The 25747-nt window shown below is 30.3% G+C and carries 23 protein-coding genes; 9 read left to right on the top strand and 14 right to left on the bottom strand.

Going from position 1 to position 25747, the window contains the following annotated elements; all coding sequences use genetic code 11:
* The first annotated feature begins 1 nt into the window (after nucleotide 1).
* The 4 genes from H1R17_RS08755 to H1R17_RS08740 are packed head-to-tail and all read left to right on the top strand — an operon-like array spanning nucleotide 2 to nucleotide 5704.
* Nucleotides 2-688, top strand: coding sequence for an SIMPL domain-containing protein (locus tag H1R17_RS08755; RefSeq protein ID WP_163432289.1), 687 nt, complete (start codon nucleotides 2-4; stop codon nucleotides 686-688).
* A 3-nt stretch (nucleotides 689-691) separates the two neighbouring features.
* Nucleotides 692-1876 carry an LETM1-related biofilm-associated protein gene (locus tag H1R17_RS08750; protein ID WP_163432290.1) on the top strand — a complete coding sequence of 395 codons (1185 nt, stop codon included), beginning with the start codon at nucleotides 692-694 and terminating at the stop codon, nucleotides 1874-1876.
* 53 nt (nucleotides 1877-1929) lie between these two features.
* Complete coding sequence (locus H1R17_RS08745) at nucleotides 1930-3879, top strand: sensor histidine kinase (protein WP_163432291.1); 1950 nt, start codon at nucleotides 1930-1932, stop codon at nucleotides 3877-3879.
* Nucleotides 3880-3883: 4 nt separating this feature from the next.
* Complete coding sequence (locus H1R17_RS08740) at nucleotides 3884-5704, top strand: hypothetical protein (protein ID WP_163432292.1); 1821 nt, start codon at nucleotides 3884-3886, stop codon at nucleotides 5702-5704.
* A gap of 4 nt (nucleotides 5705-5708) precedes the next feature.
* On the opposite strand, the gene H1R17_RS08735 is transcribed toward H1R17_RS08740, so the two are convergent.
* The 10 genes from H1R17_RS08735 to H1R17_RS08690 form a co-directional block, all read right to left on the bottom strand.
* A complete protein-coding gene (locus tag H1R17_RS08735) occupies nucleotides 5709-6764 on the bottom strand; it encodes an o-succinylbenzoate synthase (protein ID WP_163432293.1) in 1056 nt (351 codons plus the stop codon).
* 43 nt (nucleotides 6765-6807) lie between these two features.
* A complete protein-coding gene (locus H1R17_RS08730; RefSeq protein WP_163432294.1) occupies nucleotides 6808-7485 on the bottom strand; it encodes a metal-dependent hydrolase in 678 nt (225 codons plus the stop codon).
* Nucleotides 7482-8396, bottom strand: a complete 915-nt coding sequence (locus H1R17_RS08725; protein ID WP_163432295.1) for a 1,4-dihydroxy-2-naphthoate polyprenyltransferase — start codon at nucleotides 8394-8396, stop codon at nucleotides 7482-7484. Before H1R17_RS08725 ends, H1R17_RS08730 begins: the two co-directional genes overlap by 4 nt.
* Complete coding sequence (locus tag H1R17_RS08720) at nucleotides 8380-9177, bottom strand: alpha/beta fold hydrolase (protein ID WP_163432296.1); 798 nt, start codon at nucleotides 9175-9177, stop codon at nucleotides 8380-8382. The genes H1R17_RS08725 and H1R17_RS08720 overlap by 17 nt, the downstream gene beginning before the upstream one ends.
* Nucleotides 9168-10679, bottom strand: a complete 1512-nt coding sequence (locus H1R17_RS08715; RefSeq protein ID WP_163432297.1) for a PH domain-containing protein — start codon at nucleotides 10677-10679, stop codon at nucleotides 9168-9170. Before H1R17_RS08715 ends, H1R17_RS08720 begins: the two co-directional genes overlap by 10 nt.
* Nucleotides 10663-11184, bottom strand: a complete 522-nt coding sequence (locus H1R17_RS08710) for a PH domain-containing protein (protein WP_163432298.1) — start codon at nucleotides 11182-11184, stop codon at nucleotides 10663-10665. Before H1R17_RS08710 ends, H1R17_RS08715 begins: the two co-directional genes overlap by 17 nt.
* A 53-nt stretch (nucleotides 11185-11237) precedes the next feature.
* Complete coding sequence (locus H1R17_RS08705; RefSeq protein WP_163432299.1) at nucleotides 11238-12380, bottom strand: DEAD/DEAH box helicase; 1143 nt, start codon at nucleotides 12378-12380, stop codon at nucleotides 11238-11240.
* Between the two features lie 120 nt (nucleotides 12381-12500).
* Complete coding sequence (acs, locus tag H1R17_RS08700; RefSeq protein WP_163432300.1) at nucleotides 12501-14408, bottom strand: acetate--CoA ligase; 1908 nt, start codon at nucleotides 14406-14408, stop codon at nucleotides 12501-12503.
* Between the two features lie 65 nt (nucleotides 14409-14473).
* The gene (locus H1R17_RS08695; protein ID WP_163432301.1) at nucleotides 14474-15412 is read right to left on the bottom strand and encodes a nitronate monooxygenase family protein; all 939 of its coding nucleotides are present in this window, start codon (nucleotides 15410-15412) and stop codon (nucleotides 14474-14476) included.
* A gap of 169 nt (nucleotides 15413-15581) precedes the next feature.
* Complete coding sequence (locus tag H1R17_RS08690) at nucleotides 15582-16355, bottom strand: copper resistance protein NlpE N-terminal domain-containing protein (protein ID WP_163432302.1); 774 nt, start codon at nucleotides 16353-16355, stop codon at nucleotides 15582-15584.
* A 141-nt stretch (nucleotides 16356-16496) separates the two neighbouring features.
* Between H1R17_RS08690 and guaA the strand changes: the two genes are divergently transcribed.
* On the top strand, nucleotides 16497-18029 hold the full coding sequence (guaA, locus tag H1R17_RS08685; RefSeq protein WP_163432303.1) for a glutamine-hydrolyzing GMP synthase: 1533 nt from the start codon (nucleotides 16497-16499) through the stop codon (nucleotides 18027-18029).
* A 282-nt stretch (nucleotides 18030-18311) separates the two neighbouring features.
* On the opposite strand, the gene H1R17_RS08680 is transcribed toward guaA, so the two are convergent.
* The 3 genes from H1R17_RS08680 to H1R17_RS08670 form a co-directional block, all read right to left on the bottom strand.
* Entirely contained in the window at nucleotides 18312-18905 is a 594-nt protein-coding gene (locus H1R17_RS08680; RefSeq protein WP_163432304.1) for a hypothetical protein, read from the bottom strand.
* An 81-nt stretch (nucleotides 18906-18986) separates the two neighbouring features.
* Entirely contained in the window at nucleotides 18987-20294 is a 1308-nt protein-coding gene (locus H1R17_RS08675; RefSeq protein ID WP_163432305.1) for an MFS transporter, read from the bottom strand.
* Between the two features lie 65 nt (nucleotides 20295-20359).
* Nucleotides 20360-21166 carry a M48 family metallopeptidase gene (locus H1R17_RS08670; protein WP_163432306.1) on the bottom strand — a complete coding sequence of 269 codons (807 nt, stop codon included), beginning with the start codon at nucleotides 21164-21166 and terminating at the stop codon, nucleotides 20360-20362.
* A gap of 80 nt (nucleotides 21167-21246) precedes the next feature.
* Here H1R17_RS08670 and H1R17_RS08665 point away from each other — a divergent pair, with 80 nt between their 5' ends.
* Entirely contained in the window at nucleotides 21247-22101 is an 855-nt protein-coding gene (locus H1R17_RS08665; RefSeq protein WP_163432307.1) for an alpha/beta fold hydrolase, read from the top strand.
* Nucleotides 22102-22177: 76 nt separating this feature from the next.
* On the top strand, nucleotides 22178-22558 hold the full coding sequence (msrB, locus tag H1R17_RS08660) for a peptide-methionine (R)-S-oxide reductase MsrB (RefSeq protein ID WP_220185300.1): 381 nt from the start codon (nucleotides 22178-22180) through the stop codon (nucleotides 22556-22558).
* Here msrB and H1R17_RS08655 read toward each other — a convergent pair.
* On the bottom strand, nucleotides 22555-23283 hold the full coding sequence (locus H1R17_RS08655) for a biotin--[acetyl-CoA-carboxylase] ligase (protein WP_163432309.1): 729 nt from the start codon (nucleotides 23281-23283) through the stop codon (nucleotides 22555-22557). The genes msrB and H1R17_RS08655 overlap by 4 nt on opposite strands.
* Before the next feature lie 94 nt (nucleotides 23284-23377).
* Between H1R17_RS08655 and rsfS the strand changes: the two genes are divergently transcribed.
* Together rsfS and ftsH are read left to right on the top strand one after the other, a co-directional pair.
* Entirely contained in the window at nucleotides 23378-23758 is a 381-nt protein-coding gene (rsfS, locus tag H1R17_RS08650) for a ribosome silencing factor (protein WP_163432310.1), read from the top strand.
* Between the two features lie 6 nt (nucleotides 23759-23764).
* Nucleotides 23765-25708 carry an ATP-dependent zinc metalloprotease FtsH gene (gene ftsH, locus H1R17_RS08645; RefSeq protein ID WP_163432311.1) on the top strand — a complete coding sequence of 648 codons (1944 nt, stop codon included), beginning with the start codon at nucleotides 23765-23767 and terminating at the stop codon, nucleotides 25706-25708.
* Nucleotides 25709-25747: the final 39 nt, after the last annotated feature.

Genomic DNA, 25747 nt, shown 5'->3' with positions numbered 1-25747 from the left:
CATGAAAAAAATTTTTTATTTATTTACTGTCGTATTTTTATCATTTACAGCTATGGCACAAAACAACAACACAATTACACCTCAAGTTAATGTTAGCGGAGAAGGTTCAGTAAAAATCAAACCAGATTTTGCAATCATTACCATTGGTTCAGAAATTAAAGATGCGGATTCTGCCAAAGCAAAAAAACAAAATGATGCCATTATCTCAAAAATGATTCAAGTAATCAAAAAAAGTAATGTTGCTGAGAAAGATTATCAAACACAACGTGTAAATCTTTACAAAACAAGAGAATATCAAGAAAAAAAAGATTATTTTGTAGCAAATCAAACCATTACAGTTACACTTCGTAATTTAGATCAGTACGAAAAGTTAATGAGTGATTTGTTAGATGCGGGTGCAAATACTATAAACGGCGTTGAATTTAAATCTACGCAAACAGAAAAGTATGCAACTGAAATTAGAGGAAAAGCTGTTTTAGATGCTAAGAAAAAAGCGCAAGATTATGCAGGCGCTTTAAATCAAACTATTGGTAAAGCATTAATAATCAGCGATCAATCTGTAGTTAACAATCCTAGAGTTTACATGATGAAAACAGCTGAAGCTGATGCAAATGGAATGGGACAAACATTAGCTGCAGGCGAAATTGAAATATCAACAAACGTAAATGTTGTTTTTGAACTAAAATAATTTATGAACCCATCTAAAGAGTTATGGATTACTAAATTTTTTAAATTAAGTAATCCATCTTTTTTTATACATCAAACTGAAGAAACTTTTTACGAAAACATTCGTAATACAGGCTTTGTATACGGTTATATTACCAAAACAATGCAACCTAATTTTAATTCGTTTGATTTAACTTCAGAAGAATTAAGTAAAATTGTTTTACTTGAAGCGCTTTATGGCACGTTTATTTTAACCACGCAACAAACCGATATTCAACTATTTACAAAAACAGCTGAAGATTATTATAAAAAAATGAGTACGGCAAAAACCGATTCATATTTTTCGTTCATAAAATTTGATTCTAAGAAAGATTTTGCTTCTTTAGAGAAAATAATATCAGAAAGAACCAATCGTTCTTCCAATTATATCGATCGAACTTTTTCGCATCATTTATCAAATTTTTTGATATTTACAGATGTTTTGTGTTTTAAACGTTTTCTTTTAAAAGAAAATGAAATCATCAATTATTACAAATATTTAGAAGAAACACTTTCGCACTTAGTAATGATTAGTTTTCATCAAAAACAAAATGTTTCAAAGTATGATATTAAGCTACAAGAAGTTTTACAAAGGTCACTACAACATACCTCTTTAAAAGATTTTTCTACTCAATTAAAAGACCTAGATTTATCAAATATTAAAACTTTTTACGGTAAAGCATACTTGTATGATATTGCTTTAATGGTTTTATGGAACGATGAAAAAATTGATGCAAAGGAGTTTAAATACATCTTAAAATTACAATCTCTTTTAGGATTATCGAAAGATTACACAAAAAAATCATTACAAAACATGGTTGGTTTTATTCAAGTAAATCGAAAAGATATTCCTTATTTTCAATTTTCGCATCCTATTAAGAAATTATACAAAGGCACCCATCAATCTGTAGCCTTACTTATAAAAAGAAACAAAAAAAGCATAGTTAAAGAACTAGAAAACAACAAAATATTAATGCAATTAATTGCAAAATCAACCTTCAGTTCTTTATCAAGCAAAGAAAAAAAGCAATTAAAAAATCAGTTTATTGAATTAGGTAAAACGGTTCCTGCATTTGCTATTTTTTTAATTCCTGGTGGTAGTTTATTATTGCCGATTTTAATAAAATTATTACCCGAAATAATTCCAAATTCTTTTAACGAAAATAAATAAAACCTTTATTTTTTAACAACTTATTCCTAATTTAGCGCTTTAATTATCTAATTGTGTTTAAAAAATTAGTTTTTTTTTTAGCTCTTATATCATTGCTTTTTTACTCTTGTAAAAGAAATGATAATGTATACGCATTAATAAAAGAAAATAAGGAAAAAACAGCCCAAACAGATTTTACAAAATGGTCGTTAGATGAGCTTTATTTTGATTTACTAAATCAAATTTCGTTTGCCGAACCCGATTCACTTCTTTCCAAGAAACTAGATTTCTACGAAAAATCAGCAAAAAACCAAAAAGACACGTTACACATTTACAGATCAAATTATTTATTTATAACTTCAGATCCAACAATTGATCTTAGTGATAATCGATTTTCTCTGGTTTTAAAGTCGATTGAATATTTTAATGATAATAATTTAAAATACGATGCCTTTTATACCAATTACATAACAGCCGAGTATTATTTGGGGTTACAATACTACAAATTAGCTGAAAATTACATTTTCAACACTTTAGAAAACTTAGAATACAATGATCATGAATATGCTTACGAAAAATCGTTGGCTTCTATGACTGCATCAAATATTCTGTTTAAGCAGAAAAAAATTATAGAGTGTTATGATATGGTTATTACTTATGAAAGATATAATAAGCATTTTGATGAACAATTGTTTTCGCAAGAACGTATAAAACTTTTAAAAAGTTTGTATTACAACAATATGGCTGTAATTGGAAATTTGGTTGGAAAAATCGATTCAAAACAAGGGATTGATTATTTCCACAAATCTTTTAAACTACTTGAAAATCAAGACAATTACATACACAAAAGCAACACCGCTTTTAATATTTTTAAATATAAAGTTAAAAATAACGACGCTGATAGTATTGAGTTTTATTTAAATGAATTTGAAAAAATTAAAACCAATATTAACACAAGTCCTCAAATACAATTAAAATTTGCTGAAGTACCAACATATTATTTAAAAGTAAAAAAAGATACACTTGCAGCCAAAAAAATTCAAAAAGATCTATTAAAAGAGAATCAAACGATATACAAAAACATTTACTTAGAAAAGAAAATTTACGAACAATTAATAACAGAAACCGATTCGTTTTCAAACAATTTGTACCGCAACTACTTAAATGTTTTAGATTCAATTGAAAAAGAAAGTGATGACAAGTTTAAAACAAATCAAAAAATAGCCTTTAAAAGTAGAGAATTGATCTATGAAAACAACAAACTTAAACAAGAAACCTACTTAGTAGTAGGCTTAATCATAGGTATTTCAATCATTATTTTCTTTACAATTTTAAACATTATTCAAAAAAGTAATTTAAAAAAACTACAACTAAGAAACGATTATTTAGAGCAAGATGCTAAAGCTTTTGAAATAACATTAGATTATAAAAACAATATTGAAGAAAAATTAAGTAACAACAAAAAGCAAATGTTTATGGAGTTACACGATAATATTGTAAATAAGCTTTTTGGTGTACGTTTCTTGGTTCATAAGGATTTTATCAAGTCTGATAGTTTACAAAAGGCGCAAACAGCAATAGAAGAAGTTAAAAAAAGTCTTATTGAGATTTGTGATAATTATGACAACATCAATAATTTATTTGAGAAAGAATCGTTTGAAAAAATGCTTTCTGAACTTATTGTAAGCCAGCCAAATCATTTAATTTCTTTTACTTATAACTTTGACAAAACTATTGATTGGTCTAAATTAAACCCTAGAATTCGCTTTAATCTTTATCGTATCATTCAAGAATTATTGCAAAACATTCACAAACACTCTTTAGCCACAAAGGCAGATGTTACAATTATTAAAAAAGCATCCATCATAAAATTAGTTATTTCAGATAATGGAAAAGGGTATACTAAAAATACAAAAAATGGTATTGGCTTAACAAATATTAATGAGCGAATTAATGAAATTAAAGCTCATTTAGAAGTTCATTCAACCAAAGGTACCCAAGTAATTATTAGTCTTCATGTTTAGCAAAATGCAGATACAAAGAAACATAGCGCTTACTTTAATTTTGTTATCTGCTTTAGGATGCACAAAAGACAAAAAGCTCCAAAATACTCATTTTAAAGAAGATAGCATTGCTATGCGTAAAGAATATGATAGCATGTATTTTTTAAACAGTAGTAATTTAAAAAGTGTTTACAAACATTACGAAACATCAAAAGATAGCATAATAATTGGTTTAAATAATCAATTATATAGTGATTATTTGGTGCGTAATACAAAATATGATAGTGCTTATTATTATTTGAAATTAGCCGATGGTTTCTTTAAAAATGATACAACAAAACTGTTTTTAAATAGTTTTAAAAAGATATATCTTACAAATAGAATTGGTCTTTTAACACAAAGTGAAATTGAATTTGAAAAGAACATCAAGTTAAATATTAAAGATCAAAAACTTAAAAAACTATATCAATTAATTTTTTCATTACCTATACAAGAAGAAAAAGATTCAGCTTTATATAAAAAAAGTATAAATACTGTATTAAATTTTGATCAAAACACTCACAATAAATTAAAGAAATATCGTTTTCTAGAAAATTACGCTACCAATCAAACAAACAAATATTTACAAGAAAACAAAGAATTTACAAAGATATTAGAGCGTTCTTCAAAACGTTTAAAAGAATTGCAACAAGAAAACAAAACAAAAGAAGACCGTTTCTTTACTAATTTGTATTATGTTATTGTAGCCAAAACCTATTTAAATGATAACACTATACAGGATGATTTTAAACTGTTTGAAAAACATATAAAAGATGTATTTACCAAAGAAACTGAAGCTTTGTTTTATGTTCAAAAAGCAAGATATTTTGAAACCAAAAAAAATACAGACTCTGCCAATGTATACTATCTAAAAGCATTGGATATTAGTAAAAAAACGGGCAATTTTATATATGAACGTGATATTTTAAAGTCGTTATTGATTTCACAGAAAAAAGAATCAAAGGAAAACATGGCTAGTTTTATTAAAATAAACGATTCTTTACTTACCTATAAAAGTTATATAGATGATTTTATTTTCTCTACTAATTCAAAGTTTTTTGAGTTAAAATCAGAACAAAAAGCAATTAAAAAGAACAATTTTATAGCATTGTTTTTAGTTTTTGTTGTGTTTTTTTCAATTATTCTTTACTTTTTTATTATCAGAAACAAACAAAAGAACAAACTGGCAAAAAAACATCAAGAGTATTTAGATGAAAAAGCCAAAATGTATCGCTATCTTATTGATATTAAAGAACGTATGGATATTAACATACTAAAAGAAAACACCAATATTAAAACTTTAATATACACCAATACCATTGCAAAAATTGATGTAATTCTAGATCAGTTTTCTCAATCTGAAATTGATATTGAACAATTACAACAAAATATTAAAGAAGTTGAAGACGAATCGCGCAAAATATCGCACATTATTTCTTCAAGCGAATACAAAGCTGTTGATATTGAATACTTTTTAAACGATATTAAGAAACAATACATTGCATATTTAAATATTGAAGTGTTTATTGATGCCTCTATTGTTTTGAATGATTTAGGCTTTAAATCGTTACTAAGAATTCTACTTTTTTCACATAAACTGCTTAATAAAATTAAATACAAAGAAAACATCAACTGTTTTATATCTATTTACAAAAAAGATCAACTTAATTATTATAAAATATATTTAAATAAAGAAATTGAATTAGGATATGATTTAGTCACTTTTTTAAAAGATAGATCGTTAAATTATTCAATTGAAAAACAAACAGAAACAGGAATTATAATTGAAATTATATTTAATAAATAAACATTTATAAATGAATGTTTAACAACTGATTTTCATCCCATAAATCAGAATTCACATTACACCATAAATGTCCGTTTTTAACAACTAAAGGACAATTAAAATTATTAGTAAACAAACCACCCGTTCCCAAACCTTGAGGCATATTACTTTCTAAAGTAAAAGTCCATTGAGCAATTGCATTTAATCCAATATTACTTTCTAATGCAGATGTAATCCACCAACCGATGCCAAATTTATTGGCAATTTCAATCCATTCTGCTGAACCTTTAAATCCGCCTACCAAACTAGGCTTTAAAATGATGTATTGTGGTTTGATTTTTTGCAATAGATTTTCTTTATCACTGTAATTTACAACTCCAATTAATTCTTCATCTAAAGCAATGGGCAATGGCGCTTTTAAACACAAATCTGCCATACTGTCAGTTTGATTTTGTTTAATCGGTTGTTCAATACTATGTAATTTATATTCAGCAAGTTGTAACATTCTATCTAAAGCGTTAGTTTTATCGAAACCACCATTAGCATCCACCCTAATTTCGATAACTTCTTCAGGAAAATGTGCACGAATATGAGCCAGTAAAGCCAATTCTTGATCAAAATCTATAGCCCCAATTTTTAATTTTATACAGTTAAAACCTTGCGCTATTTTATCATCAATTTGTTGTTTCATAAATTCCGGATTACCCATCCAAACCAAACCGTTTATGGATATTGCTTTTTGACCATCAGTAAATCTGCTAGGAAACAAAATAAAAGGATCTGAACTTTCAACAGATAAAAACGCTTGTTCTATTCCAAATTGAATAGAAGGCCAATCGCGAAGCATTTCCCAAAGTACATCTTTTCCTAAATTAATATTATCACAAACCCATTGTAATTTGTCTGAATAATCCAATTTATCATCATGCGATAATCCTCTAAACAATCCGCACTCTCCTATTCCTTTCTTACCGTTATGTTCAATAATTAAAAAGTAGGTCTCTTTTTCTGTCATCATTCCTCTTGAAGTTCCAGACGGATTTTTAAACTGTAGAATATATTTTTTAAAATATGCTTTCATTACTGTAATTAATAAAAAAACTCTGACAAAGCAGAGTTTAGAATTATAGTTCTATTGAAGATCCAATCTCTAAAAGAATTAGTTCTTTATTTTTACTTTCAAATTTTTGTTTTGCCACTTCATGGTCAATTTTAATATACCCAAACGTATCAAAATGATACCCTAAAACCGTTTTTACGTTTAAAAATTCTGCGGCAATTGTTGCATCATCAACATCCATTGTAAAATTACTTCCTATAGGCAAAATAGCTAAATCTAAAGGGTTACGCATAGGAATTAACTTCATATCGTATGTTAAAGCGGTATCGCCAGCAATGTAAACATTCTTGTTTTCCGCTTCAATTACAAAACCACCTGGTTGCCCGCCGTTACTTCCATCGGGAAAACTGCTTGAATGTATAGCATTTACGTATTTTACTTTACCAAAATCAAATTCCCAAGTTCCACCATGGTTCATTGGATGTGTTTTAAAACCTTTAGCTTCGTAATACCCTGCAATTTCAGCGTTTGATACAATAATTGCTCCTGTATTTTTTGCTATGGTTTCTACATCTAAAATATGGTCGCCGTGTGCATGTGTAATTAAAATATAATCGGCTTTTAACGAATTTACATCAATATGTTTTGCTAATTCATTTGCACTAATAAACGGATCTACAATAAGTATTTTTCCGTTAACTTCAATTGCTAAAGAAGCGTGACCAAGGTATGTTATTTTCATAAATATGCGTTTAAAATTAATGCTATTGAGACTAATAAAGATAGGAAAAATGTACTTAACGACAAGCGTTTTAATTCTGGATCTAACAACCTGGGATTTGTTGTTTTTGTAACTACAGTCAGGTTTTTAAGCAAGGGAATAAATGTTATTACATAAATGTATTGATACCATTTTGAGAATGAATTCATTGCAAAAGTATTGATAAAGATTACAGCTATTAGAATTAAGAAAAAGTGATAATTCTTCGCTTTTTGAAATCCCATTTTTACTACCAATGTATTTTTTCCTACTGCAGTATCATTCTCTACATCGCGCATGTTGTTCATATTTAAAACCGCCATGCTTAACAAACCTATTGTAATTGCTGGAAAAATAACTTTATAATCCATTGTATGTCCGAACAAATAGTATGTTCCCAATGTGCTAACCAAACCAAAGAATATAAAGACAAAAACATCTCCGAACCCTTTATAACCATACGCTGAATTACCAACTGTATACTTAATTGCGGCACCTACACACGCAATTGCTAATACAAAATAAAGAATGGCTTGAAGAAAATTTTGGCTACCAAACGACAAATAAATAACGCCAATTGAAGAAATTAAAGACAAAACAGAAGTTATAATAATTGCCTTTTTCATTTGTTGAGCCGTAATTTCACCACTTTGTACTGCACGTTTGGGTCCTACTCTATTTTCATTATCGGTTCCTTTTACGGCATCACCATAATCGTTGGCATAATTTGACAAAACCTGAAAAAAAAGCGTTGTTAATACACACAAAACAATAATGCAATAGTAATTTTCTTGGGTATGATATTGTTGATAAGCTACTGCGCTTCCTACTAATATTCCCGATACAGATAAGGGCAATGTACGTAATCGTGCAGCTTTAATCCATTTTTTCATTTTCTACTATTTGATTTGCAAAAATAACAACTTTATCAAAAACCAAAGGTTTATTTTCTTTGTGTGCTGTATGACCTGCTTGTGGAACCAGTAATTTTTGAACCGATCCTTTGGCAACATCAAACGCATCTACTTGCTTCATTGTTCCAAACTCATCAAACTCACCTTGAATAACTAAAATAGGGACTTCAATTTTGGTAATAAAATGCTCAATATTCCAACTTTGATGTTGTTCTGAAAGCCACGTTTTTGTCCAAGCATAATACAAATCAAACACTTTATTTCCGTGGTATTTCTCTAAAACTCTTGCTATTTGAGTAGTTTCTAATGTTGTTTGGGCATCACGAACACCTTGTAACGTTTCTTTTTCAATTAAAACGTGAACTCCTTCTACAATTAATCCGCTAATTTTTTTTGGAAACATTCCTGCATAAATAGTTGCAACCGAAGCGCCATCGCTAAAGCCAAATAAAATAGGTTTGCTTATTTGCCAATGATTCATTAATTGATCTAAAATTTCAGCTTCTTGCTCTAAATAATTAATTGGTCGTTTTACCGTATAATTATCCGATTTACCGTAACCTCTTCTATCATAACTAATAACATTACATTGCAATGCTTTGGCTAAATCTTCAGGCCATTCACGCCATAAAACAGTACATCCTAAAGAATCGTGAAGCAAAACTAAGGTACTTTTAGGATTATTAACCATCCATTTTTTATAATAAATGGCTGTAGTGTTAATAATTATGTTATCTTCTATTGTCTGAATTACATCCACTTGTATTTATTTTTTTCGATTTGATACAGCCATTCGTTGGCTAATTTTTGAAGTGTTGGATAATGATAATAATTTAATGAAATGCTGCCACCAGCTGTAGACAACGTTACAGAGCCAAGCTGTCTTTTCTTTTGAAAAACACTTTGCGAAACCATAATTTGTTGCACTTTACTAACATCTAAATACGTTGTTGTTACATCCCAAATACCTTGTTTCAGAACAATAAAATCATTTTCTATATATAATTTCTTATTCTTATAACCAACAAACAAAAGCACAGCAATTGCTAAATACACCAACACAGGTGTTAGCAAATAATTGTATTGTTTTTGTATAAATAAGGCAATAAAAAACAACGAAAAAACAAAAGCCCAAGCAACTAACTTTAGATATAACGACCTAATATGAGGCTTTATAAACGTTTTATTTATATCTAAATCTTTACTATAAATAACCTTAAATAACTCATTTAATTCAAACCAATTAGCTCCAGGAACAATTAATCCTTTTTTCTTTTTATTGTTTTCATTACTTTCAACTTGCTTGATTTTTACCTCAAACAAATTCATTACTTTTTGAAAGTAATTTTGTTGAAATTGAAACAATTGTACTTTGTTTGATGGTACTGAAATAATATGAGAATCTGTTAAACCAAACGATACTAATAATTGATTGTTCTTTAATTGAATATGGTAATTGTAATACATTAATAAGGTTCTTACCAGATTGAACAAAACAACCACCACAATAATTACTAAAATTAAAACAATCCATAACAATCCTACATAATATTCTGAGGCTTTACTATAGATATCATCATAAATTGATTCTTCATTTTTATAGAAAATACTTTGTAATTGATCTGCAATTTGATATCCAAAGGCAATTAACAATCCAAAAGTTTGCAGATAATTTCTAGTTAAACCAATTTTTATTAAGCTTGATAAACCAATTTTTATGGTTTTGGTTTCAATTTCTTCTTCAGTAGCATGTAAAGGGGTTTCATTAACATCGTTTTCAAAAACAACACTTCTTTTCTGTGTTAATACATCTTTTAAAGTCAATGCTTTTTGAAAACTAATACCATTAATTTCAATTTCTGTAGTTGCGCTTCCAGCTGTATCAATGCTTACGTTATACAAACCTAAAATTTTATGCAAAAACTTTTGATTTAAATTAACCTCGTGAATTTTATCAAACTTTACAACTGTTTGTTCTTTATTTAACCAGCCTGTTTTAAGAATTAACTCGTCATTTTCGACTTGAAATTTAAAAAAACGATACTTGATAAATGCGCTAAACACACTAATTAATATTAAAAAAACGGGTAATAAGTAAACCCACCAATTTTTGCTACTAAAATCGCGGTTAATACCTAAAACAATTAAAATAGGGAAAAAACTTTTGCCAACAGTCCACATAGATTTAGCAACCGAAAGCCAAAATGCTTTAGGGTTTAATGAATTAGGTTGAGAAAAATCGAAATTATCCTTCTGATTCATTATCTAAAATTTCCATTCTATTTAAAACATAAACTTTCCATCGTTCAGCATCCTCCAAAGTAAGTCCGGGAATACTTACATCAACATTATCATTAGCTGCAGTATGTAATTTTAAGGTAGCTAAATTTAATTTCTTAGCAAACCAACCTTGCTTAACAATGATGTGTTGTATGCGAATATAAGGTATGATATGCACTGTTTTACTTATTAAACCTTTTTGAAACATAACATCGTGTTGCCTAAAAGCATACTTTTTGTTTTTATAAGCCAACAAAGAATAAACTACTATTAATGAAGTTATTACAAAAGGAATATAAAAAAATGTGTACACACCATCTTCGGCATCAAAAAGGAAAAATAATCCTATAGATAATGCCAAGCCAATGACAAAAACAATGGCGCTGTTTAAAAAAACTATTTTCTTATAATTAGCATGAAGCGTTTGTAACGCAACCTCTGCATATTTAGGAATATCATTAATTGAAACCGTTTGATTTTCAAACATAAACACTCTTTTATTGAAATTATTTAACTCTATAAAACTAATCAAAAATAATTTTAATATCCATGTAAATTGATATCTTCAACTCTTGTAAGTTCTATTTTTTTACCCATTTTCTTTTGAATGACTCTAAAATGTTGTAAATCGTCCTGCGTTAAAATGGTAATAGCTGTTCCCTTTTCATTGGCTCTACCCGTTCTACCAATTCTGTGAACAAAATCTAATGGAGATCTTGGCAATTCGTAATTAATGACAAAATCTAAATGATCAATATGAATACCTCGTCCAATTAAATCAGTCGCAACTAAAATGTCTACCTCGTTATCTTTAAAATCACGTAAATTTCCTGTTCTGGCTCCTTGCGATTTTTTACCGTGAATAGCAGTTGCCAAAATTTTATTTTTGGTTAATTTTTCAACTAAATTATCAACATTTCTGGTTGAAGAAGCAAAAATAAGCACTTTACTCATTTTTTGTTCTTTAATTAAATACCTTAAAAAAGGACCTTTTGAAGAAGCATCAACCAAATAAGCTATTTGTGTAATATTTTCTAGATTGACTTCTTCTTTTTGAATTTCAACTAAAGTAGGATTGATGGTTAATCGCTTCTTTATTTCTTCGACTTTTTCATTTAAGGTTGCCGAAAAAAGTAATGTTTGCTTATTTGCTGGTAACATTTTAAAAATTTGATTCATTTCATCATCAAATCCTAATTGAAACATTTTATCAGCTTCATCAACAACCAAATATTTAACTTTAGAAACGCTTAAAGCATTTTGATTAATTAAATCTAAAAGTCTTCCTGGTGTAGCAATAACTACTTCTGCACCATACAACGCCTTCATTTGCGGATTGATTGAAACACCACCATAAACAGCCATTGCTTTGATATCACGCTTTAAATTCTCGGTAAACACTTTAAAAACTTCTTCAATTTGAACAGCTAATTCACGTGTTGGCACCAAAACTAAGACTTGAACATTTCGATCTTTCTTAACTTCTTCGTTTTGTAATTTCTCTAAAATTGGCATTACAAAACTTGCAGTTTTTCCTGATCCTGTTTGAGCAATTCCCATTAAATCTTTTCCTGATAAAACAACAGGAATTGATTGTTCTTGAATAGGAAATGGTTTTAAAAAACCTAGTTTATTGACCGATTTTATGATATTGCGTGATAATCCAAGTGATTCAAAAGACATGTTCTATTTTTTTGTAAAGGTACGCTAATAAAAAATTTAACTTGATACTTTTATGCAATTAGAAACCCGATTGAATTTAATCAATCGGGTTTTTATACTAAAACTTTTATTATTCTTTATTTACAATCGATTTTCGATGATTTGTTGCACAACTTCTGGATTAATCATGGTAGAAGTATCGCCAAAATTATCTAACTGATTGGCAGCTATTGAACGAAGCAATCTTCTTAAAATTTTACCAGAGCGCGTTTTAGGTAAATCATCAACAAACTGAATTTTATCTAACTTACCTATTGGTCCGTAATGATCGGTAATTAATTGATTGATTTCTTTCTTTAAATTCTCTCGATCACGAGATACTCCCTCTTTTTTCAACGAAATATAAGCATAAAGCGCATTTCCTTTGATATTATGTGGAAAACCTACAACCGCCGACTCTGCTACTGCAGGATGCTGGTTTATAGCATCTTCTATAGGCGCCGTTCCTAAATTATGTCCTGATACAATTACAACATCATCTGCACGACCTGTAATTCTGTAATAACCAACTTCGTCTCGTAACGCATTATCGCCTGTAAAATACGTTCCAGGAAAATCAGTAAAATAAGTATCTACAAATCGTTTGTGATCGCCCCAAATGGTTCTAGCAATTGATGGCCAAGGAAACTTAACGCACAAACTACCCATTACTTGGTTGCCTGTAATTTCGTTGTTTTTTTCGTCCATTAAAACCGTTTGTATACCTGGCAATGGCAATGTTGCATACGTTGGTTTTGTAGGTGTTATGCAAGCCAATGGTGATATCATGATAGAACCCGTTTCTGTTTGCCACCAAGTATCAACAATTGGGCAACGTTTTTTACCTACAAAATCGTTAAACCAATGCCAAGCTTCTTCATTAATAGGCTCGCCTACCGATCCTAAGATACGCAATGACGATAAATCGTGACTGGTTACATACGAATAATCAAATGTCATTAAAGAACGAATAGCTGTTGGAGCGGTATAAAACTGCGTAACTTTGTATTTATCGATAATATCCCAAAAACGAGAAGGGTTTGGATACGTTGGTACACCTTCAAACATAACGGTTGTGGCACCATTTAATAAAGAACCATACAATATGTAAGAATGTCCTGTAATCCAACCTAAATCGGCAGTACACCAAAAAATATCATCGTCTTTATAATCAAAAACATTTTGAAAAGTATAGGCTGTTTGTATCATATAACCAGCCGTTGTATGTACCATTCCTTTAGGCTTACCTGTAGAACCCGATGTATACAAAATAAACAAAGGATCTTCAGAATCCATTATCTCTGCAATATTTGTTGCTTCGGCTTGTTCGTATAATTCATGATACCAAACATCTTTCTCTGTATTAAAAGCTACAGCTTCATTGGTACGTTTTACTACTAAAACCTTTTGAACAGTAGTATTGCCTTGCAAAGCTTTGTCTACAACTTCTTTAATTTTGATGCTTTTTTCGCCACGGAAACCTCCATCAGATGTTACAACAACTTTAGCTCCACAATCTTCTACTCTACTACGTACAGCTGCATCAGAAAATCCAGCAAAAATAACCGAGTGTATGGCACCAATACGGGCACAAGCCAACATAGTTACAGCTAATTCTGGTATCATGGGTAAATAAATACACACGCGATCACCTTTTTGTACTCCTAACGATTTAAGCATATTAGCGGTTTTTGCAACGCGCGTATACAAATCATTATACGTTATAATTTGAGCTTCTTCCTGCGGATTATTTGGTTCAAAAATAATAGCTGTTTTAGTACCACGTTTTGATAAATGACGATCGATACAATTTTTTGTAATGTTTAATTTGCCATCAACAAACCATTTAATATCTCCTTTAGACATATCAAATTCAAACACTTTATCCCAAGCTTGGTACCAAACAAAATTTTCTTCGGCTATTTTGCTCCAAAATTTTCTAGGCTCGCGTACTGCTTTTTTATAATGTTTGAAATATTGTTCTAAATCTGCAATTTTATAGTAGCTCATAAATTTAATTTTACTAAACGTTTTTAAATTTACTTAAATATCCTTTAACGATTGTAAAAAAATACTTAAAAATCAAAAGTTGTTTTAAGTGATTGATTGAAATCATTCATAATTTCGGTAACCACTTCATCAACAGATTGTATTTGATCAATTAAACCTACAATTTGACCAATTTCTAATTCGCCTTCAACTAAATCGCCTTCAAACATTCCCTTTTTTGCTCGTGCACGCCCTAATAATGTTATTAAATCTTCTTTAGTAGCACATTTTTCATAAGCACTTTGTACTTGATTAAAAAAGTCGTTTTTAATTAAACGTACAGGTGCCAACTCTTTCAATGTTAAATATGTATCGCCTTCTTGTGAAGCGACTAAAGTATCTTTAAAAGCTTGATGAGCAGAACTTTCAAACGTCATAGCAAAACGAGTTCCCATTTGTACACCATCGGCACCTAAAATCATAGCTGCATGCATAGCCTTACCTGTTGCAATACCACCTGCAGCAATTAATGGAATTTGAATTTGCTTTTTAACCATTGGTATTAAAGTTAAAGTGGTAGTTTCTTCACGACCGTTGTGTCCGCCTGCTTCAAAACCCTCTGCAACCACTGCATCTACCCCAGCCTCTTGCGCTTTTAAAGCAAATTTTGAAGAACTAACTACATGTACAACTGTAATACCACGTTCTTTTAACCAATTGGTCCACGTTTTAGGATTTCCTGCTGATGTAAAGACAATCTTAACACCTTCATCAACAATAATGTTCATAATTTCTTCCACGTTTGGATACAACATAGGAACATTCACGCCAAAAGGCTTATTGGTTGCTTTTTTACATTTCTGAATGTGTTCTCTTAAAACTTCTGGATACATAGAACCTGCGCCTATTAAACCTAAACCGCCTGCATTACTTACTGCCGATGCTAATTTATAACCACTGTTCCATATCATTCCGCCTTGAATAATTGGATATTTTATGTTGAATAAAAAAGTAATCCTGTTCATTTATATTTTTTTATGATTTATACAAAAATAGAAAAACCAAGTATATTGTGCTTGGTTAACTTTTATAAATAATATTTTTTTTACTTTCTACAAAAAAAAGTAGCCGAAGCTAATGTGGTTGTCATGGAAGCACAACAATAATCTAGTTTAAATATAAAAAAGCACTCTTTTAAAGAGTGCTTTTTAATTTTCTATAAGATCCTTCTAAAGGTAAAAATCGTAAACTATCATTACAATTAAACTTTATAGAGTCTTTACTAATATTTTCAAATAAAACATGTGCTTCTTTTTTGGTGAAAATAATGCGTAAATTACCTTTTTCCTTGTTTAAAGGAATATTTAAATGATGTCCTTTATCTAATACGGCATCCAATTTAGTAGTACAATTTGTTAAAGAATCTAATTTGTTATAATGGGTAAATTGTACATTAAAATGATCTTTCTTAGAATGGGTAATTTTTATTTTATTGTATAAATTTAAAGTATCTCCAGCAACATATTCACATTCAATGTTTTTAGATTTAAAAAGGGTTGATTTATGTAAAACATAATCTTTAGCTAATTCACCAGTTACTTCTTTTAAATCACTTCCAACACGTAAAATTTTATCAGTCCCTTTTATTTTGTAAAATAATTTTTCTCTATCAAAAGTTGCCTGAAATACAGAATCTTTTAATTTCCAAGTTCCAACTTTAGTAACCGGAAGTTCATTTTTGTCTTGATAGTAAATCGTTCTAGAAATAGTACTATCATTATAAATACGAATGCTAGTTTCAATACCAGGACAATCTGGGCACGGAATGATGCCTTCATATGTACTACTATAAATAGTGTCTAAAAGTGCTTGTTGTATTACAATTGGTGCATCATTTTTGTCTTTTTTAGAACAGCCAATAAACCCAACAATAGCAGTAGCCACAAGTAAATTATGAATACTTTTCATAGCAAAGAATGTTTATCTAAATATTAAAGTGTTTAACAAAAATAGTTCCATTTTTTAGGAAAGCAAAAAAAACATTAAAAAAAACGTTGCTATTTTTAAAAATGCTATATTTAATTTACTTTTGCATAAACAAACAGCACAATGACAAACGGAATTATCATTTTGGATTTTGGTTCGCAATACAATCAATTAATTGCGCGTAGAATTCGAGAATTTGGAGTTTACACAGAAATTATCCCTTACAATACTTCTATTGAAGCTATTAAAAAACATCAACCAAAAGGAATTATTTTATCAGGCGGTCCATCGTCTGTTTTTGGTAGTGAAGCTGCTTTAGTTGAAAAAGAATTGTTTGAATTAGGAATTCCTGTTTTAGGAATTTGTTACGGAATGCAATTAATTTCACATTTATTAGGTGGCGAAGTTAAAAAAGGTGAGAAAGGTGAATACGGCAAATCAGAGTTAACTATCTTATCTCAAAATAGTTTATTAGCAGGTATTCCTGAAAAATCTATTGTTTGGATGAGTCACTTTGATGAAGTAATGACGGCTCCAAAAGGATTTACAATTGCAGGAAAATCAAACATCGATATTGCTGCCATTTCTAATGAAAATGATAAGATATTTGCAGTTCAATTTCATCCAGAAGTTACCCATACAGAATTTGGTTCGCAAATATTAAACAACTTTGTTTTTAATATTTGTCAAGCCGAAAAGAACTGGGTTTTAAAAGATTTTATCGAAACAGAAATTGCTCGAATCAAAGAAGTAGTTGGTACTAAAAAAGTTATTTTAGGACTTTCAGGCGGTGTTGATTCTTCTGTTGCTGCTGTGTTAATTCACCGTGCAATTGGCGATCAGTTAACATGTATTTTTGTTGATACAGGTTTGCTACGTAAAGACGAAGGTAAAAAAGTAATGGAAAATTACGGCAAGCATTTTAATATGAACATTAAAATGGTTGATGCCTCTGAACGTTTCTTAACTAGTTTAAAAGGTATTGATGAGCCAGAAGCTAAACGTAAAGCAATTGGTCGTGATTTTGTGGCTGTTTTTGATGAAGAGTCTAAAAAGTTTGGCGATGCCTCTTTCTTAGCGCAAGGAACTATTTATCCTGATGTAATTGAATCGCAATCAGTAAAAGGACCTTCTGCAACAATCAAATCACATCACAATGTAGGTGGATTACCAGAAGATATGAAACTTCAATTATTAGAACCGTTACGTGAGTTGTTTAAAGACGAAGTACGTAAAGTTGGAGTTGAATTAGGAATTCCTCGTGAATTAGTTTACCGTCATCCATTTCCAGGACCAGGTTTAGGTATTCGTGTTTTAGGTGAAGTTGACGAAGAAAAAGTACGTATTTTACAAGAAGCCGATCAAATTTTTATTGACGAGCTTTATGCACACAATTTATACGACGAAGTTTCACAAGCTTTTGTGGTTTTATTACCAGTAAAATCGGTTGGTGTAATGGGCGACGAGCGTACGTATGAATATACAGCTGTTGTACGTTCTGCAAATACAATTGATTTTATGACAGCAACTTGGTCTAAATTACCTTATGAATTTTTAGAATTAGTTTCTAACCGAATCATTAATGAGGTAAAAGGTATTAATCGTGTTGCTTACGATATTAGCTCTAAACCACCAGCAACTATTGAGTGGGAATAATATATTAAAAGCCTTAATTTATTTTAAGGCTTTTTTAATTTTACAACGTAAACGAATGTTGAAAACTGAATGAAAGATTCAAAAAACAAATTACATCCTAAAAGTTACCATAATTCATTATACAATTTTAATGAGCTGATTAAGATGTTCTGGAATTGAAAAAACATATAACAAAAATGCGTATGTAAACCTTCAATCACGATCTTAATACATTCCTCTTTTTTCAAAAATAAACCCAAAAAAATATATTTTTTTGGGTTTATTTTTATGTTTTTATTAAAACTAATATTTTACATAATTAAAATTACCTTTTGTGGCTCTCTGAGGTTTTAATTCAGAATCAGGATCAGGAAATAAAATATATTCAAAATTACCATCAAAATATTTAGCTTTGTCATTTATAACCGAAATATTTGTATATCCAGCATTTTGATTTTCTTCCGCATTATCAGTAGAATAATACGTCCAAACTTTTTGTAAAACACCATCATCATCAGGAACCATTTCCATAATTGCTAAATCAGCCGAACTTAAGTTATTGCTTGGATTTTCTAAACTTAACCCTGTTGGAAAATTACCTAACGCTAAAGTACTACAGCTTATATGTAAATAACCAGGCTTATAACGTGTTTCAGGATTTGTTGTATCATCAACATTTAAAATTGACAAACGTGATTCAATAACAAATTGACCACTATCCCATAAAACTTTAACACTGTCTGCTACTATTGTTTGCTTATCATTCAATTCAAAACGCAAAATAGGTTTAGCTGTTAAAGTATCATCTTTTAACTTTTCATCAACAGCTTCTGTTTCACATGATGCAAATCCCATTGCTAAAACAACAGTTGCTACAATATATTTTAATCTTTTCATACGATTTTCAAAATGTTAAATTTATCCAAATATAAAATTATTTTTTTTACAGAGAAAATATTTACTAAAATATTCGTGATTTTAACTATTAACTTGCTTTTTCCTAGCTTTTATAAGAAGTACAATACCTATTACAAAGAATACAACTAAAAATAAAATTGAGTTTTGCATTTTACCTGTTACCTGCGCAATAACGCCATAAATTAACATTCCGATAACGATACCAATTTTCTCTGTAACATCATAAAAACTAAAAAACGATGTCGTATCTTTTGTTTCAGGTAATAATTTTGAATAAGTTGATCTTGATAATGACTGAATTCCGCCCATTACCAAACCTACCATTGCAGCTACTACATAAAACTCTACTGGTTTTACCACAAAATACGCACAGATACATATTAAAACCCAAGCAGCGTTTATACCTATTAAAGCTTTAAGATTCCCTATTTTTTTTGATAATTTAGATGTTAAAATAGCTCCTACAACAGCAATAATCTGAATTAATAAAATACTAACTATGAGTCCCATTTGGCGTTGATCATCGTCAACCCATTGCACTTCTTTTTCGCCAAAATAAGCAGCAATAATCATTACAGTTTGTACAGCCATACTGTAAACAAAAAATGCAGATAAGTAAGCCTTTAAAACGGGATACTGCTTAAGTTCTTGAAAAATTCTTTTTAATTCTCTAAATCCAGAGAAAAACAATGAACTTGTAATTTTGTTATCGTTTCTAAAATTAGGCAATCTTCTGTATGCAATTTGACTAAATCCTAACCACCAAATACCCACTAAAACAAATGAACATTTCATGGCTTCTAAAGGACTACTAAAACCAAACCATTCGCTTTTCATAATCATGGCTAAATTAATCAGTAATAAAACAACCGATCCTATATATCCTAAAGAATAGCCTTTTGCCGAAATACCGTCTTGCTGTTCTGGCAATGCAATATCTGGTAAATATGAATTATAAAACACTAAACTTCCCCAAAAACCAATAAGAGCCATCATATAAAATAACAAGCCTAGGTATAGATTATTTAAATCGAAAAAATAAAGCATCATACAAGAAACCGACCCAATAAAGCAAAAAAGTTTTAAAAAGAATTTCTTGTTTCCTAAATAATCGGCAATTCCTGAAAGTAAAGGCGATATGAAAGCAATAATTAAAAACCCTATAGCTGTTACATAACTTATAATGGATTCACTAGGCGTATCAATACCTAAAAAAGAGGTTGATGTTTTATTTTCTAATCGAAAAAGAGCTCCGTAGAACAAAGGAAAAATAGATGACGAAATAACCAGCGCGTAAACCGAGTTAGCCCAATCATAAAACGCCCAAGCATTCAGTACTTTTTTATCTCCTTTTACAAATGTTTTCATAATTTACTGCATAAAAAAAGTAGTCCCATAATAAGTAAAGGACTACCTTTTGTGTTTAAGTTATATTAGAATTTTTTTCCGAATTTTGCTGCCTCAGCTTTGGCTTCGGGAATTAATTTTTGAATATCGGCAATACGTGTTTTATCACTTGGGTGCGTACTTAACAATTCTGGCGTTTTACCACCACCTTGTGCAGACATACGTTCCCAAAAATTGATAGCAGTATCTGGGTTATATCCGGCAATTGCCATTAAAATCAAACCTAAACGATCGGCTTCTGATTCATCGCCTCTGCTATAAGATAACATAGCCAAATTAGATCCTACACCATAAGCTAAACCTAAAGCTTTTTGTAAATTTCCTGAACTACCCGATGTTAATTGTCCTAAACCTTCACCAACACCTGCTTGTATTAAAGCTTTATCCATACGTTTACGACTATGACTTAGCAAAGCATGTGCAACCTCGTGCCCCATTACAGTTGCTAAACCAGCTTCATCTTTTGTTACAGGCATAATTCCAGAATAAACAGCAATTTTTCCACCTGGCATACACCAAGCATTTATCTCTTTACTGTCGACCAATTTATACTCCCACTTATAATTAGCAATTTGGCTTCCAAATCCTCTCGATGTCATCCATTGCTCCGCAGCAGCTTTAATTTTAGCTCCTACTGTTTGCACTTTCTGGGCATCTGCTGTTCCAGAAATCACTTTATTTTCTTTTAAAAAAGTTGAATATTGTTGATAAGCAGCAGGTATAAGCTGTTCATTTTCATTGGTAAGTGCAATACCTTTCTTACCAGTTAACGGATTCGTTGCACATGCTATGGCTAATGCAGCGATACTACATAGAACAAATACTTTTTTCATAGATTTCTTTTCTTAATTTTTTATAAAAGTATAAAATATTCAATGAATACCTTTTAAATTTGTGTACAAAATTATAAAACATGGCACAAAAACAATCAAAAGTTTTAGAAGTTCCTAGTTACATTAGAAACACATCAAAAGTTTTATCAGCACTAAACAAAAAAATGGCTGCAGCATTTGCCTTAAAACTATTTGAAACACCTATAAAATATACATTACCAAAGCGCGAGCAGAAAATGTTTGAGGTTTCGCATAAATCAAAAATTACATTACCTATATGTAAAAAGGAAATTATTGTTTACGAAAACAATTTTGGACCTAAAAAAGTGCTTTTGGTACACGGATGGAATGGTAGGGGAACTCAGTTGGTCTCTATTGCCAAAATGTTTAAAGAATTAAACTACAATATTATTAGTTTTGATGCGCCTGGTCATGGAAGAAGCCCCAAAGCAACTACCAACATGAAAGATTTTATCGAGGCTATTTTTGAGTTAGATAAAAAATACAATGGTTTTGATGTTATTGTAGGGCATTCATTAGGTGGTATGAGTATTATTAATAGTTTGGGTAGAGGTTTAAAAACAACCAAGACTGTAACCATTGGCGCTGGTAATAAAACCAAAGATATTACCGACGATTTTTTACTAACCATTGGCATGAATGTTAAAATTAGTCCGTTATTAATTCAGCTTTTTGAACAAAAATACCAAGACAAAATGAGTAATTATGACGTAGACCAACAAGCCAAGAAAACGGAAACGCCTGTACTAGTTATTCATGATCAAAACGATAAGGATGTACCTTATACTGCAGCAATTGGAATTACAGATAATTTAAAAAACCATCAATTGTTTTTAACTAAAGGATTAGGACATAGAAAAATTTTAGGCGATGCAAAAGTTATCGAAACCATTAAAGAATTTATTCTTAATTAAACTATTTTGGATATTTTTGAGTTTACAATTATTAAGTTGTAAAGAGCAAACCGCTAACGCGCAAAACAATAAAGTTATGACTGATAAAGATTGGAAAGAAAAATTAAGCGACGAAGAATATTATATTTTAAGAGAAAAAGGAACCGAACGACCTTTTACAGGCAAATACAACGATTTTTTTGAAAAAGGATATTATGTTTGTGCCGCATGTGGTAATAAGTTATTTGAATCAACAACCAAATACAATTCTTCTTGTGGATGGCCTTCTTTTGATGAAGCTATAGAAGGTTCTGTAAAATACACCAAAGACACATCTCATGGAATGGTTCGTGTTGAAGTAACTTGCGCCAAATGTGACGGCCATTTAGGTCATGTTTTTGAAGATGGTCCTAAAGACACCACAGGCAATCGTTATTGTATGAATTCAATTTCTTTAAAATTTATACCCGAAAACTAATACAACAATTTTATTTCTTTCAAATTAAAACTTTTTAAATCGTCATTTTCTAATTGTACAACCAATTGACCTTGACGATTTACTTCTTTTATAATACCTACTATTTTAGTACCATTAGGTAATTCAAGTGTACTTACTACATCTTTTCTAAAAAGATGGTGATGATACTGATCCCACTCCAAATCAACAATGTTTGAAAAATCACTTAATGATGCCTTTATATTTTTTACAATTTCAGTAATTACATCTTCATGATTTAATTCTATATTATATTGATTAAAAACAGATGACGCATTTGGAAAACCATCAAAATTTGTTTGCATAGTATTTAAGCCAATTCCAACAATAGATTGTATAGAACCGTCAGTTTTTACATTATTTTCAATTAAAACACCTGCTATTTTTTTGTTGTATGACAAAATGTCGTTTGGCCATTTTACATAAATATTCGTTAAATTAAAATGTTGTAAAGCCTTAACTATACTATTTGCAATCATTACATTCAGCCCAAATAAAGTATTAATTTGTATAGCATCGTCTTTTAAAAAAATGCTAAATGTAAGATTTTTAGATGTTTCGGTTACCCAACTTGCCCCCATCTGTCCACGTCCTTGTGTTTGCTCTTTAGCCCATACTACAGTAAAAGGTGCTAATTCTTGAGAAACTGACAGTTGTTTTAGAAAATCGTTTGTTGAAGATGTGGCACTGAGTTTGATTAAATGCATTATATATATTATCTTTAAGAACTTTAGAACAAAAATAACACTTAACAAATTACAATTTAATAAATTTGCAATAATATAAGTACAAAATACATACATGAACGAAAACAAAAAAAAAAATGAAGCTTTATTAGCTTTAATTATCGAAGGAATAGAAAACGTAAAAGGAGAAAACATTACTATATTAGATTTAAGAGATATTGACAATACAGCTTGTGATTATTTTATCATTTGTGATGGAAACTCAAACACACAAGTAAACGCCATTGCAGGTTCTATACAAAGAACTGTATCTAAAGAAATGCATGACAAACCATGGCATGTAGAAGGTACAGAACAGGCAAATTGGGTTTTAATGGATTATATTAACATTGTTGTTCATGTTTTCCAAAAAGAAACTCGCGAATACTATAACATAGAAGATCTTTGGGGTGATGCTAAAATTACTCAAGTAACTTCTAACCAACCAATTCAGTAAAAAAACATGGCAAATCCAATTAATAGTAAGCCAAAATACAATTCTTGGCTGCTTTATGCAGGTATTATTTTTATCATTTTTGCAATATCGTTAACAACAGGTGGCGGTAGTTTTGGAGATGGAAAAACAATTGGCCTGTCTAAATTTTATGAATATCTTGAAAAAGGTGAAATAAGCAAAGTTGTTTTTAATAATTCTACAGCAAAAGTATATTTAACAGAAGATGCTTTAAAAACGGCTGAGCATCAAAAAAACAACAAACCTACTTTGTTAAGTTCTATGTCTAATACACCAGAATATACGGTAGATGTAGCTAATAAAGATTTGTTTGAAACAAAACTTAACCAAGCACGTGAGGCTGGTCAATTAAAAGAATTCGATTCTGAAAAAGAAAGCAACTGGGGTGGTATATTATTTTCATTATTACCAATTATCTTAATTCCGGTTGTTTGGATTTTCATGATGAGAAAAATGAGTGGCGGCGCTGGTGGCGGTGGCGGTGGTCAAATTTTTTCTATCGGAAAATCAAAAGCGCGTTTATTCGATGAAAAAAATGATACTCGTGTTACATTTAACGATGTTGCAGGTTTAGAAGGAGCTAAAGAAGAAATTCAAGAAATTGTAGAATTCTTAAAAAACCCAGAAAAATATACTTCCATTGGTGGTAAAATTCCGAAAGGAGCCTTGTTAGTTGGCCCTCCAGGAACAGGTAAAACATTACTTGCTAAAGCAGTTGCTGGTGAGGCACAAGTACCTTTCTTTTCTTTATCAGGATCTGATTTTGTTGAAATGTTTGTAGGTGTGGGTGCATCACGTGTACGTGATCTATTTAAACAAGCAAAAGAAAAATCGCCTGCTATTATCTTCATCGATGAAATTGATGCAATTGGTAGAGCACGTGGAAAATCAAACTTTTCTGGATCAAATGATGAACGTGAAAATACATTAAATCAATTATTAACAGAAATGGATGGTTTTGGTACCAATACAAACGTAATTGTATTAGCTGCTACCAACCGAGCTGAAATTTTAGATAAAGCTTTAATGCGTGCCGGACGTTTTGACAGACAAATTTATGTTGATTTGCCAGACGTTAATGAACGTAAAGCTATTTTCCAAGTTCATTTAAAGAAAATCAAAAAAGTAGATAATTTAGACATTGAATTCTTAGCAAAGCAAACACCAGGTTTTTCAGGTGCTGATATTGCAAATGTTTGTAACGAAGCAGCTTTAACTGCCGCACGTAAAAACAAGAAAGAAGTTGATAAGCAAGATTTCTTAGATGCTGTAGATCGTATTGTAGGTGGTTTAGAGAAGAAAAATAAAATTATAACACCAGAAGAAAAATATGCAATTGCTATTCATGAGGCTGGTCATGCAACCGTTTCTTGGTTAACAGAACACGCTGCACCTTTGGTTAAAGTAACTATTGTACCACGTGGTATGAGTTTGGGTGCTGCTTGGTATTTACCAGAAGAACGCCAAATTGTACGCACAGAACAAATGTTAGATGAAATGTGTGCTACTATGGGTGGTAGAGCTGCTGAGAAAGTAATTTTTGATAAAATATCAACAGGTGCTTTAAGCGATCTTGAAAAAGTGAACAAACAGGCACGTGCTATGGTTACTATCTATGGTTTAAACGATTCGTTAGGAAACATTACCTATTATGATTCATCGGGTCAAAGCGAATATAATTTCTCTAAGCCTTATTCTGAAGAAACAGCAAAATTAATTGACAAGGAAATATCAGAATTAATTGAAGGACAATACCAACGTGCTATTCAGTTATTAACCGATAATAAAGATAAATTAGTTCAACTAGCTGATTTACTTTGTGAAAAAGAAGTAATCTTTAGAGAAGATTTAGAAGATATCTTTGGTAAACGTCCGTTTGAAAAAGTACTTGAAATAGATGTTACAGCAGAAAATCAGACTGAAGCTATTTAGTATTAAATAGTTAGCTTTAAAATACAAAAACTTGATTTA

The organism is Flavobacterium sp. xlx-214 (genome assembly GCF_013874595.1).
Classification (GTDB): domain Bacteria; phylum Bacteroidota; class Bacteroidia; order Flavobacteriales; family Flavobacteriaceae; genus Flavobacterium.
Note: the sequence above shows the minus strand (reverse complement) of the source record. Positions and strands in the feature narration are given on the sequence as shown.